The following is a 12,508-nucleotide window of genomic DNA, read 5'->3' as shown; positions in this document are numbered from 1 at the left end:
CGGGGTCCTTGACTCCTTGTGGAGGGCCTTGCCATGTCCGTCGCCACCCTTTCCGCTCGCGCCGCCGCGTCGCCCGCCGAGACGTCCGGGCACCTCGAACCGGTTCTCGCCCGTGCGCTCCCCCGGGTCGTCGGCGCGGACGCGCCGGTCCCGCTGCGCGACGGCCGCACCGTCGGCTACGCGAACTTCGACTACGCGGCCAGCGCGCCCTGTCTGGAGGCGGTGCAGGACGCCGTGGCGCGCGCGCTGCCCTACTACAGCAGCGTGCACCGCGGCGCCGGCTACGCCTCCCAGGTGACCACCGCCGCCTACGAGGCCGCCCGCGAGACCGTCCGGACGTTCCTCGGCGCCGGGGAGCGCGATTCGGTCGTGTTCACCCGCAACACCACCGACGCGATGAACCTGCTGGCGCGGTCGGTGCCGCAGGGGACGACCGTCGTCGTCTTCGAGACCGAGCACCACGCGACGCTGCTGCCGTGGCGGCGGGCCGTCCGGCTCACCGCCCCGGCCACGCCCGCCGAGGCCGTCGCGGCCGCCGAGCGCGCGCTCGCGGACGCGCCCGCCGGGCCGCGGCTGCTGGTCGTCACCGCCGCGTCCAACGTGACGGGCGAGCTCTGGCCGATCGCCGAGCTCGCGGGCGCCGCGCGCCGGCACGGGGCGCGGATCGCGGTGGACGCCGCGCAGCTCGTCCCGCACCGGCCGCTCGACATGGCGCGGCTCGGCCTGGACTACGTCGCCTTCTCCGGGCACAAGCTGTACGCGCCGTTCGGGGCGGGCGTCCTCGCGGGCCGCGCGGACTGGCTGCGCGCCGCCGACCCCTACCTGAAGGGCGGCGGAGCGAGCGCCGCCGTCACCGCGGACGGCACCCGCTGGCAGGTCGACCCGCAGGCGCGGCACGAGGCCGGGACGCCCAACGTCCTCGGCGCGATCGCGCTCGCCGCCGCCTGCGAGGCGCTCGCCGCCGCCGGGTGGGACGCCCTCGCCGCGCACGAGGAGCGGCTCCTCACCCGGCTCCGCGCCGGGATCGCCCGGATCCCCGGCGTGCGCGAGCTCACACTGTGGGGCGGGCGCGGCCCGCGGGTGGGCATCGTGTCCTTCGTCGTGGACGGGTGGAACGCGCGGGACGTGGCGCTTACCCTGTCTGAGGAGCACGGCATCGGCGTCCGGGACGGCAAGTTCTGCGCCCACCCGTTCGTCCGCCACCTGCTGGCGGAGGGCGGCGCGGGGTGCGCGGACGCGCAGGGCTCGGCGGTCCGGGCCAGCCTGGGACTCGGGTCGACGGAAGAGCACGTGGACCGGCTGCTGGCGGCGCTGGCGCGACTGGCCGCCTGACCCCGACCCTGTTCGATACGACGCTTTGGCCCTGTTCGCCCATGTAGCGTAAGTCAAGTCCGTAGTCCGACCGCCGGGGTCAAGGCCCTCCCGGCGGCCGGGTGGGAAGACGGCGCTGGAAGAAAAATGGGGGTGGCGACCGTGGCCGACAGCACGTGGCGACCCGCTTCGGAGCTCGAACGGCGATTGCAGGAAGCGGTCCGCACCGGGGACTCCGAGGGGTACTTCCGCCTGCTGGCGGGGAGCGAGCTGGTGATCCCCGTCCCGCCGGACCTGATCGACGACGTGCTCGCCAACGAGGCGCAGCCGACCTGGCCGACGCGGGACGAGGACGGCCGCACCTACGTGCTGGCCTACACCTCCGCCCTCGCGATGCGCGCCTGCCTCGGCCCCGCCTACCGGCACCACATGCGGCTGCGGTTCGGCGACCTCGCCGAGGCGTGGCCGGACCCGCAGTGGTGGCTGGCCGTCGACGCCCGCCTCGGCGGCGCCGACGGCGACGGGCCGGCGCCGCTGCCCATCGAGGGCCGGCTGCCGACGTGGTTCCTCAAGCAGCTCGCCGCGGGCGACGCCCAGCCCCCCATGGCCGGCCGCCGCACCGCCCTGCCCGCAGCCCCGCCCAACCCCCCACCGGCCGCCCCCGGCTCCGCCGCCATCCCCGCCACCGCACAACCAGGCGCCCCCGCCGAAACACCTCCCCTCCCGACAGACACGCCCCTGGCTCCCACCGCCTCCGCCTCCCACACAGACCGCCCCGCCGACTATCCGGCGCCCGGCGCATCTCCCCTGAGCAACACGCCCGGTACCCCCGGCCCCGCTCTGACTCCCGACGCGCCCTCAACGCTGAGCGCCTCCACCGCCCCCAGCAGCACGGACCGGTCCAACGATGCGGCCGCAGCGCTGGACGCGGCATCCCCGCTCCCCGTCTCCTCCCAGCCCGGCACCCAGGGAGCAACGGACGCGCCCGGCACGCCCGAAGCACCCGACACGAACCTGACTCCCGGCGCGACGCGGGCACTCGACACGCCCTCCCAGCCCAGCGTCCGCGAAGCAACCAGCGCATCAGCACTACCCGGCACGCCCCTGACTCCCGGCGCGGTCCCCCCGCCCAACGCATCCGCTACGCCTGGCACGTACGCAGTCGGTGACACGACGAAGGCTCCCGGTGCCCCAGAAACCACCGGCGCGCCCTTGCCACCCGACGCGTTCCAAACGCCCGGCATGAACGCAGGCGGCGACACGGCGCGGACTCCCGGCGTCCCGGAAACCACCGGCGCGCCCTCACTACCCGATGCGTTCCAGACGCCTGGCGCGGACGTGACTCCCGGCACGACCCCAACGCCCAACGCGTCCGCCGCGCCCGGCACAAACCCAGGCGGCGACGCGGCGCGAACGCCCGGCGTCCCAGAAGCAACCGGCGCGCCCTCACTACCCGATGCGTTCCAGACGCCTGGCGCGGACGTGACTCCCGGCACGACCCCAACGCCCAACGCGTCCGCCGCGCCCGGCACAAACCCAGGCGGCGACGCGACACGGGCTCCTGGCGTCCCGGAAACCACCGGCGCGCCCTCACTGCCCGACGCGTTCCAGACGCCTGGCGCGGACGTGACTCCCGGCACGACCCCAACGCCCAACGCGTCCGCCGCGCCCGGCATGAACCCAGGCGGCGACGCGACACGGGCTCCTGGCGTCCCGGAAACCACCGGCGCGCCCTCACTGCCCGACGCGTTCCAGACGCCTGGCGCGGACGTGAGTCCCGGAGCGGTCCCGCCGTCGAACGCATCTGCCGACCCGGGTGGTGATGTGGCTGGGGCGCCTGGCGCGTTGGAGCGTGCGCTCGGAGCGTCCGCGCCGCAAGGGCCTGATGCGCTCGGTGAGACGCTTGATGCGCCTTCGCCGCCCGGCTCGGCGCCGGGGGCGGACGCGTCCGGCGCGGCTCCGCAGCCCGACTCGCCTCACACGGCCGGCGCCGCTCCGCTGGGTGACACACCCGGGACGGCTCAGCCGGGCAACGTCGGCGCGGGTGTTCCGGGGGCCGCTTCCAACGGTTCCGGGCCGGTTTCGCCCGGGAACACCGTCCATGACCTCGCCTCGCACCTCCCCGACGGTCTCCCGACCTCGGACGGCGAGCGTTCCGCCGCCGACGTGCCCGGCCCGGACGGCACGTCCCCGGCCGGCGGTCAGGGCGTCGGTCCGCTGGCCGACGGCCTGTCCTCCCTGGGCAGCGGGCGGGCTTCTGAAGGTGTGGACGGCCTCGGCACCTCTGGTGCGGGCACCGGGCCGCTGCCGAGCGGTACCGGTCCGGAGCCCGGCGCCCCCGCCGCCGATGAGCGCGATGTCCCCGGCCACACGCCGGGCCTGCCCGGCCAGGACTCTGCCGGGGACGTGTCCGGTACGTCCGCCGCCGGTCCCCTGCCCGGCGGTCCTCCCGTCGCGGACGATGAGTGGTCGCCCGTCGAGGGTGCGTCCGCCGCGCAGGACGCGTCGCCCGCCGTTCTCGGCGCGGCCGCCGAGGTGGCGCGGAAGCCGGAGTTCCAGCCGGCCAACGAGGTCGAGAGCGGGCTGCTGCGGGCCGCCTCCACCGACGATCACGACCTTTTCTTGCAGACGCTCGCGGGCGCCGAGGTGCTGCTGCCGGTCCCCGAGGAGATGGACTACACGCTGCGCCCCGGCCGTCCCGGGTTCCCGTGGCGGACGCGGGAGGTGGACGGCCGCACGACCGTGCCGGTCTTCACCTCGCCCGAGCGCCTCATCGAGGCCGCGCGGGCCGCCGGGACGGGCGCCGAGTTCATCAACCTGCCCTTCACCTCGCTGCTGCGCTACTGGCCCGACCCGTCCTGGATGCTGGCGGTCAACTCCGGTTCCCCGGCGGGCGGGACGATCCTCGCCGAGCAGCTGCCCGGGCTCGCCGCGTGGGCCGACCAGCGCGCCGCGCGCCGGATGGCCGACGGCTTCGAGCCGCAGAACGAGGTCGAGCAGCGGCTCTTCGACGCGGCGCGCCGCCGCGACACCGACGCGTTCTTCAAGGTGCTGCTCGGCGCGCAGGTGCTGGTCCCGGCCGAGCCGGACACGCCGTGGGGCATCGAGCCCGCCGATCCGGAGTTCCCGTGGCGGCCGGTCACCGTGCACGGCCGGCCCGCCGTCCAGGTGTTCACCTCGCTGAAGTGGATGAACGACGCGATCGGCTCGTCCCGCTTCGTGATGCCGAGCTTCCTGGAGATCGCCGCCGCCTGGCCCGACGCCCGGTGGACGCTGATGGTCAACCCCGGGACGCCGATCGACGCGGCCGTCCCGCCCGAGCAGGTCCAGGCGCTGAGCGGCCCGCCCGCCGCGCCGGCGCCCGCGCCCGCCGCGCCGGACCCGGCCGCGAACGGTGCCGCCCTCGCCGAGGCCCCGCCCGCGCCGCGCGAGCGCGAGCACGAGTCCGAGGCGGCCACCGCGCCCGTCCCGGTCGAGGACGGCCCCTTCGAGCCCGGCAACCGCATCGACCAGGAGCTGTACGAGGCGGCCCTCGCCGGCGACTCCGACGCGTTCCTGCGCGTGCTGCTCGCCGCGAACGTGCTGGTGCCGATCCCGCAGGACGCGCCGCTGGAGGTGACGCCCGTCCAGCGCGAGTTCCGCTGGGACGCCGCCCTGCGCGACGCGTCGTCGGTGCGGGTGTTCACCTCGCTGGTCCGGCTGCGCGAGGTGCTGCCCGAGTCGCGGTTCGTCTACGCCGACTTCCGCGAGCTGATCGGGTCCTGGCCGCGCGAGGAGTGGACGATGCTCCTCAACCCCGGCACGAAGATCGGCGCCTCGCTGGACGGCGACCAGGTGGGCGCGCTCAGCGAGTGGGCCGTCCGGGTCGGGCTGGTGCAGCCGCGCCAGGACGTCCCGGTCCCGCCGCTGCCGCCCCGCCCGCCCGCGCCCGCCGCCGACGACGTCCCGCCGGCCGCCGCCGCCCTGGACGCGCCGGCGGCCGGCCAGGACGGCGACGGCGCCGCGCCCGACCCCTACGCGGGCCTGCCCGAGCCGGAGGGCGAGCCCGTCGCCCAGCCGACGATCATGCAGAAGGTCGTGCCGCACGGACACGTCGGCTGGTACCTGGAGCAGGGCTACGACCGGGTCGGCGGGTTCGTGCACCCGACCGACGACGTCGCCGAGCTGCAGACGCCCGGCCAGCTCTACGAGACGCTCGGCCTCCTCTACGAGGACTCCCCGTTCGCCAAGGACGACGACGGCGTGCACGTGATCCGCTGGCCTGCCTACTGCCCCGGCCTGTACCGGGTGCCGTTCGGCGGCCCGTCCGAGGAGGACCTCGCGGTGTGGGGCGAGGCGGGCTGGGTGGTGGAGCGGCCGCCGTTCACCGGCACCGGGTTCGCGTCCGGCAGCGCCGGGTCGATCCGCGAGTACAAGGTCGACAGCGTCCGGCTGCCCTACGGGGCGGAGATGTACCACCTCGGCGCGGACCGCTCCGAGCGGTTCGTGGCGATGTACGATCCCGACCGCCTCGCCTGGCTGCGGCCCGAGGAGCCGGCCGGCCGCGCCGAGGGCGGCCGCGGGACGGAGGCGGCGCAGTGATCCGCGACGGTTACCTCGCCCGCTGGCTCGGCCGCGAGTTCGAGGCGGCGCCCGGCGCCGACGGGGAGATCCGGCTGTACGCCGACCGGCCGGTCGACGGCTTCGAGGAGCTGCGGCCGGGCCGGTTCCGGCGCGTCGTGCCGGCGTTCGAGGTGGAGGAGCTGCGGTACGTGCGGACGACCTGCACGTGGCGCGGCGAGCGGTTCGTCATCGTCGGCGAGCACGAGGGCTGGCTGCGGGTGGAGTACGCCGGCGGCCGGTCCCCGGTCGCCGAGCGGCTCGGCCTGGACCGCATCGACCAGGGCGTCTGGCAGAGCTGGGCGCCGCAGCAGGAGATCGAGGACGTTCGCGAGGAGTTCAGCTGACCGGCCCGCCCCGTCCACCGGGCGGGGTTGATTCGACCCGCGTTTCCGTGTTCGCATGATTTCTTGGGCCGCGCTTGGGGTAGGGCGTGGCGCAGGCGATCCGACGGAGGTGCCAGGGGCATGGGCTACCGACCGACGACAGGGAGGCCGGTCTTCGCGGGGCTCGGGACGGCGGCCGTGCTGGCGGTGAGCGTGGCGCCGGCGTCGGCGGCCCCCTCGGCGGACCCGGAGGCGAGCGCCTCCGCCTCGCCGACCGCCTCGACCTCGTCCTCGGCCTCGGCCTCGGCGAGCCCGAGCTCCACCCCCACCGCGACGAAGAGCGCGACCCCGACGCCCGCGCCGACGGTGTCCGCGGCGCCGAAGCCGGTCCTGAAGGTCAGCGTGACGGCCGGGGCGGCGAGCGCCGCGCCCGGCGCGTCGGTGGCGTTCGTGACGCGGGTGCTGGCGGCGGACGCCGGCGCCACCGGCGTCCGCATCTCCTCGATCAAGGCGAGCAGCGGGTCCGCGAAGGTCGGCGGGGAGTGCCCGGCGCCCGCGTTCAGCGCGGGCGGCTGCACGATCGGCACGCTGGACGCCGGCAAGCGCGACTCGGTCAACTCCAGCGTGACGCTCCCGAAGACGCTGAAGAGGACGACGGCGGTGACGCTCACCGTCACCGTGTCGTCCACTAACGCGGCGGCGCGGTCGGCGAGCACGAAGGTGTCGTTCGTGGTGCCGAAGAAGACCGCGACGAAGAAGCCGGCCGCGACGAAGAGCCCGGCCGCGGGCTCCGGCGCCGGCTCCGGTTCCGGTGGCGCGCCGAGTTCCAGCGCCCCCGCCCCCTACTCGCCGCCCGCCCCCAACGGAACGTTCTCCGCGGCCGCGAACACAGCGAAGAACCCGCAGGTCGCGCTGCCGCCGATGGCGGCGGCGCCGAGCCCGTCGGTGGCGCCGAGCACCGGAGCGCTCCAGGCGGCGCAGGAGAGCCGGCTGCGCGGCAACCCCGCCCCGATCGCCCAGGAGATCACCTTCGACCGGGTGGCGGTGACGCAGGGCGCCTGGCTGGCGGCGCTGCTCGTCGGGTTCGGGCTGCTGCTCACCCAGCTCCGCCTCGGCCGCCGCACCCTGTCGCCGGAGGCGCTGGAGGCGGCGCGCCGTGCGCGCGGCGTGCACCGCCGCACCCGCCGCGGCACCTTCGGCCGCTGACCGCCCGGTCACCCATGGTCGAGATGCGGCGTGTTGGCCTATGGGAGCGCTCCCAGGAGCCAACACGCCGCATCTCGACGACGGGTGACCGGGTGGTCGTCAGGAGCGGGTGAGGGCGTGGCAGGCGATGGCGGCGGCGGCGACCACGTTCAGCGAGTCGACGCCGTTCGCCAGGGCGTCCGCGCTCATCGGGATGCAGACGGGCTCGTCGGCCTCGGCGAGCCAGCGCGAGGTCAGGCCGTCGCCCTCGGAGCCGAGCAGCAGCGCGACCCGGTCGCCCATCGGGGCCTTGTCGAGCGGCACCGCCGCCTGGTCGGGGGTGAGCGCGAGCAGCGTGAAGCCGGCGGCGCGCAGCCCGGCGAGGCCGTCGGTCCAGCGCGGCATGCGGGCGTGCGGGACGGCGAACACCGCGCCCATCGACACCTTGATCGCCCGCCGGTAGAGCGGGTCGGCGCAGCGCGGCGCGAGGACCACCGCGTCGACGCCGAGCGCCGCCGCGCACCGGAAGATCGCGCCGACGTTGGCGTGGTCGACCAGGTCCTCCAGGACGAGCAGCCGCCGGGCGCCCGCGATCACGTCGGCGACCGGCGGCAGCGGCAGCCGGTGCAGCGAGGCGAGCGCGCCGCGGTGCACGGGGAAGCCCGCGACGGCCTCGACGGTGGCGTCCGGCGCCACGTACACCGGCGCGTCCACGCCCGCCAGCAGGTCGGCGAGCGGCGCGGCCCAGCGCTCGGCCATGAGGAGCGAGCGCGGCGGGTACCCGGCGCCGACGGCGCGGCGGATCACCTTCTCGCCCTCGGCGATGAACAGCCCGTGCTCGGCCTCCAGGCTCTTGCGCAGGTTCACGTCGCGCAGCGAGGTGTAGTCGGCGAGCCGCGGGTCGGCGGGGTCGGACACGGGGACGAGGCGGGCCATGCCTCCATTGTGGGCCCGCCCGCCCCGTGCTCGGGCGGGCCGCGTCCCGGTCGCGTCAGGGCAGCGTGACCTCCGCCGACACCGCCCGGTGGTCGCTGCCCGGCAGGTCGTGGACGGCGACGCGGCCGACCGCGCAGCGCCGGTCGACCAGCACGTGGTCGATGGTGATCGGCGGCGCGCCCGGCCGGGTCAGGCCCCAGGTGGGGCGCAGCCCGGCGCCCGCGCGGTCGGCGGCGTCGGCGTAGCCGCGGCCGAGGACGCCGCGCAGCGTCGCGTGGTCGAGGGTGGCGTTGAAGTCGCCAGCGAGGATCCGCACCACCCCGTCCCCGGAAGCGGACGGCAGCTCGCCGATATCGCGCCGCCAGTCGCGCGCGGACTCCGCCGATATCGGCGGCACCGGATGGACGGCGGTGACCTGCACCTTCCGGCCGCCGGGCAGCGTGAGCTCGGCCGACGGCATCGCCATCTGGGTGCGCGGCAGGGACGGCAGCGCCCGCAGCGGGTAGCGCGAGTACAGGCCCGATCCGGCGGCGCCCCACCGGGCGTCCACGGCCTTGTGCGGCAGCAGCCGGGCGAGCCCGGCCCGCTCGTAGCGGCCGACGGCCTCGGGCGGCAGCTCCTGGAGGGAGAGGACGTCCGCGCGGGTCTCCTGGACGAGGCGGATCAGCCGCGCCGGGTCGCCCTCGCCGAACTGCAGGTTCGCGGTGAGGACGTGCAGGACGGGCCCGCGCGCGGCGGGCTGCCCCTGCCCGGCGGCGCGCGGCAGGACGGCGGCGGCAAGCGCGGCGGCCGCCAGCCCGGCCGCCACGGCCGCCTTCCAGCGCCGCAGCAGCAGCGCGAGGACGACCGGCAGCGGCGCCGCGGCGGCGGCGTAGGGGGTGAGGGCGAGCGCGGGCGCGGTCAGCTCCCCGACGCCGGGCCAGCGGTCCCCGCCCGCGTACCGGACGAGCGCCCAGGCTCCCCACGCCCCGGCGCCCGTCCAGGCCACAGCGGTGCGCCACCGCCCGCGGCGCCGGAGCGGCGCGGCCTTCCTGTCCTCGACGTCCACGCCGGTCACGGCATCGCCCCCTCGCCCGGCCCCCCGGGCGCTCGACGGGCCGGGCCGTGCGCGGCCCGGCGGTCCCCAGGAGTACTGACGTCCGGCGGCGTCCGCGAGTTGCCGGACCGGGCCGCCGGAGGGCCGCGGGCGGCTGATCTGCGGGTGTCGGCGGCGCGTCCGCGGACGATCGCGTAGGGTCAGTGGGCACCCCAACGCCCGCTTTGTCGGGACATAACGCAATGACCTGCGTGATCATCATTTTGAGTTCTTTGTAACCTCCCGTTCGTACTACTACAGTGCCGGGGAACATGGACGGGTTTCTGGTGAATCGAGGACAGCCGTGAGCGGACGTCATCGCAATGACTTCCCCGAGGGGACGCCGGGCGACGGCGAGCACGATCCGTCCGGTCCGCTCTTCGGGCCGGCGAACGACGGATCGTCCGACTGGTTCGGCCCTCGCGAGAGCCAGAGCCCGCCGGTGGTCCCGCCGGGCGCGCGTCCCGGTCCCGGCGCCCCGCCGCCGGCGGGCGCACCCGGGCAGACCGGCGGCCACCTCGCCGGCCCCCTCGGCGGTCCCCCGCCGGCGCGCGCCCCGCAGGGACCGGCCGGATCGGCGGAGACGCCCGGCTGGCCCGACCCGCGCGGCTCTGCCGAGGAGCGGCCCTACGGGCAGGGCATCCCCCAGGGCGGTTTCAGCGGCGCCTCCGACGCAGGCGGCTACGGCCTCGGCCGCCCCGCGGGCCAAGCCGGACCGGCCTCGTCCGCCGGTTACGGCGATCAGGGCGGTTACGCCGCGCAGCCGCGTTACGGCGACCAGGGCGGTTACGGCGAATCGGGCGCGTACCGGGAGTCAGGCGCGTACGGCGAATCCGGCGCGTACGGCGAGCAGGGCGGTTACGGCGACCGCGACTACGAGCGGCCCGGACGGCGCCGCGACGCCGAGGCGGCCGCGTTCGGCGCCGGGGCGGGCGCCTCGGCGAGCGCGTACGGCGACGGCTACGACACCGTCTCCCGCTCGGACGAGCGGCCGAGCGGGTTCTTCGGCGGCCGCGCCGGCGGTTCGGGCGAGTCCGGCGGGTACGGCGGCGGCTCCGGTGGCTCGGGCGGTTCCGGTGGTTCCGGTGGTTCGGGCGGCTACGACGACTACGGGCGGCGCCGCAAGAAGCGCAGCGCGGCCGCGCTGATCGGGCCGATGGCGGGCGCGGTCGGCCTCGCCCTGCTGCTCGGCGTCGGCGTCTACGCCTTCGCCGAGAGCAGCGGCGGCTGCGACGGCGACAACGCGATCACGCTGAACGTGGCGGCGGCCCCCGACGTCCAGCCGGCGGTGACCAAGGCCGCCGGACGGTTCAACGACGCCAAGAACAAGGTCTCGGGCAAGTGCGTCAAGGCCGTGGTGGCCAAGGCGCAGCCGTCGGCGACGGCGACGCTGCTGTCCGGCCAGGGCGTGGCGAGCGACACCAACCGCAAGCCCGACGTGTGGATCCCCGACACGTCCATGTGGGCGTCCATCGTGGCGGCGTCCGAGCAGGGCAAGAACACCGTCCACACGACCAAGACGTCCGTCGCGGCGAGCCCGCTCGTCGTCGCGCTGCCGCGTACCCTCACCGTCGCGCTGAAGAAGCAGGGCGTGACCGCCAACCCCTCCTGGGACAACCTGCTGAAGGCGGCGGGCGGCGTCGCGGGCGGCGCGGTGACCAAGAACCAGATGATCCAGGCCGACCAGGTGCGGCTGCTGGTGCCCGACCCGGCCAACAACGCGGCCGGGATGGAGGCGCTGCTCGTCACCAGCGCGCTGCTCACCAACGACCCGAACCGCGACTCGATCTTCACCGGCATCGTCCGCACCGTCCGCGAGTCGACGGTGCCGACGGTGAACGACCAGTTCAAGCAGTTCCGCAAAGGCCGCGCCGGCCGGCAGCCGATCGCGCTCTCCTCCGAGCAGGCCCTCTACGCCTACAACCGCACCGATCCGGCCGAGCCGGGCGTCGCCCTCTACCCGGTCGAGGGCACGATGATGAACGACTACCCGTTCACCGTCACCACCGACGACGGCGACAAGACCAAGGCGGCGCGCCTGCTGGAGCAGGCGATGAGCACCGAGGCCACCCGCAACGACGTGCGGGCGCTCGGGTTCCGCACCCCCGACGGGACGGCGCCGGGCACCTTCGGCGCCAAGACGGGCGTGAGCAAGGCCCGGCCGCGCCAGCTCGCCGCGCCGAAGTCCGCCGAGGTCGCGTCGGTCATGCAGGCGTGGTCGAAGCTGAACCTCGGCATGCGGATGCTGACGCTGATCGACGTGTCGGGCTCGATGGCCGAGAAGGTCGCGCCGAACACCACCCGGCTCCAGGCGATCGCCCAGGTGTCGCAGGGCGGCCTCAGCATGATGTCCAACGACACCGAGCTCGGCCAGTGGCTCTTCTCCACCAAGATGAAGGGCCAGCAGGACTACGTGCAGACGATCTCGGTCGGCCCGCTCAGCGAGCGGATCGGCTCGACCACCCGCCGCAACCTGTTCCTGTCGCAGCTCGCGCAGATGAAGCCGAAGCCGAACGGCGACACCGGCCTCTACGACACGATGCTCGCCGCCTACAAGATGATGAGCGACAGCTTCAAGCCCGAGTTCGGCAACTCGATCCTGCTGCTCACCGACGGCAAGAACGACGACCCGGGCGGCCCGACGCTGAACCAGACGCTCGCCAGGCTGAAGGCGATGCAGGACCCGAACAAGCCGATCCAGGTCAACATGATCGGGTTCGGCAAGGGCGTGGACCGCAACGAGCTGGAGAAGATCGCCGAGGCGACCGGCGGCAACGTGCAGACCGCGATGACGCCGCAGGACATCTCCAAGATCTTCCTGAAGATGCTGTCCCGCCGCATCACGTCCTGATCCCAGGGGCGGTCCGCGCGCGGGCCGTCGCCTGAAAGGTCCGAAAAAACCCGCCGTCCGGTGTCAACCGGGCGGCGGGGCGGGCCGTCAATCTAGTGGAGGCCCGACGGGGAGCGGGGCCGTCGGGCCTCCATCCTTCTCTCCCCTGACCCGCGACAGGGGCCGGCCCGTTCCCGAGGGCCGCGTGGCGAAGGCGCGAAGCAGCTCGCTTCCCCCCTTTTCCCT

General features: G+C 75.4%; 8 protein-coding genes and 1 pseudogene. 6 read left to right on the top strand and 3 right to left on the bottom strand.

Annotated elements, in window-relative coordinates:
* Nucleotides 1-33 precede the first annotated feature (33 nt).
* The 4 genes and pseudogenes from K1Y72_RS28975 (at nt 34) to K1Y72_RS28965 (ending at nt 6,257) form a co-directional block, all read left to right on the top strand.
* A complete protein-coding gene (locus tag K1Y72_RS28975; RefSeq protein ID WP_220169668.1) occupies nt 34-1,332 on the top strand; it encodes an aminotransferase class V-fold PLP-dependent enzyme in 1,299 nt (432 codons plus the stop codon).
* Between the two features lie 126 nt (nt 1,333-1,458).
* Nucleotides 1,459-1,794: pseudogene (locus tag K1Y72_RS37745) on the top strand (SseB family protein); the annotation flags it as partial.
* A gap of 1,683 nt (nt 1,795-3,477) precedes the next feature.
* A complete protein-coding gene (locus K1Y72_RS28970; RefSeq protein WP_220169667.1) occupies nt 3,478-5,892 on the top strand; it encodes an SseB family protein in 2,415 nt (804 codons plus the stop codon).
* Nucleotides 5,889-6,257: a UCP033725 family protein gene (locus K1Y72_RS28965; protein ID WP_220169666.1), complete on the top strand. Its 369-nt coding sequence runs from the start codon at nt 5,889-5,891 to the stop codon at nt 6,255-6,257. The genes K1Y72_RS28970 and K1Y72_RS28965 overlap by 4 nt, the downstream gene beginning before the upstream one ends.
* Before the next feature lie 125 nt (nt 6,258-6,382).
* Here the strand turns inward: K1Y72_RS28965 and K1Y72_RS28960 are convergent, their stop codons facing one another.
* Entirely contained in the window at nt 6,383-6,721 is a 339-nt protein-coding gene (locus K1Y72_RS28960; protein WP_220169665.1) for a hypothetical protein, read from the bottom strand.
* Between K1Y72_RS28960 and K1Y72_RS28955 the strand changes: the two genes are divergently transcribed.
* The gene (locus K1Y72_RS28955; RefSeq protein ID WP_220169664.1) at nt 6,687-7,442 is read left to right on the top strand and encodes a hypothetical protein; all 756 of its coding nucleotides are present in this window, start codon (nt 6,687-6,689) and stop codon (nt 7,440-7,442) included. The genes K1Y72_RS28960 and K1Y72_RS28955 overlap by 35 nt on opposite strands.
* Before the next feature lie 99 nt (nt 7,443-7,541).
* Here the strand turns inward: K1Y72_RS28955 and K1Y72_RS28950 are convergent, their stop codons facing one another.
* Together K1Y72_RS28950 and K1Y72_RS28945 are read right to left on the bottom strand one after the other, a co-directional pair.
* A complete protein-coding gene (locus K1Y72_RS28950; protein ID WP_220169663.1) occupies nt 7,542-8,357 on the bottom strand; it encodes a TrmH family RNA methyltransferase in 816 nt (271 codons plus the stop codon).
* A gap of 55 nt (nt 8,358-8,412) precedes the next feature.
* The gene (locus K1Y72_RS28945) at nt 8,413-9,414 is read right to left on the bottom strand and encodes an endonuclease/exonuclease/phosphatase family protein (RefSeq protein ID WP_220169662.1); all 1,002 of its coding nucleotides are present in this window, start codon (nt 9,412-9,414) and stop codon (nt 8,413-8,415) included.
* A gap of 322 nt (nt 9,415-9,736) precedes the next feature.
* Here K1Y72_RS28945 and K1Y72_RS28940 point away from each other — a divergent pair, with 322 nt between their 5' ends.
* A complete protein-coding gene (locus K1Y72_RS28940) occupies nt 9,737-12,283 on the top strand; it encodes a VWA domain-containing protein (RefSeq protein ID WP_220169661.1) in 2,547 nt (848 codons plus the stop codon).
* The last annotated feature ends 225 nt before the right edge of the window (nt 12,284-12,508 follow it).

Source organism: Actinomadura parmotrematis (assembly GCF_019458805.1).
GTDB lineage: Bacteria > Actinomycetota > Actinomycetes > Streptosporangiales > Streptosporangiaceae > Spirillospora > Spirillospora parmotrematis.
Note: the sequence above shows the minus strand (reverse complement) of the source record. Positions and strands in the feature narration are given on the sequence as shown.

Coding starts and splice junctions, on each gene's coding strand:
- K1Y72_RS28975 (WP_220169668.1), top strand. CDS start 34: ATGTCCGTCGCCACCCTTTCCGCTCGCGCCGCCGCGTCGCCCGCCGAG.
- K1Y72_RS28950 (WP_220169663.1), bottom strand. CDS start 8,357: ATGGCCCGCCTCGTCCCCGTGTCCGACCCCGCCGACCCGCGGCTCGCC.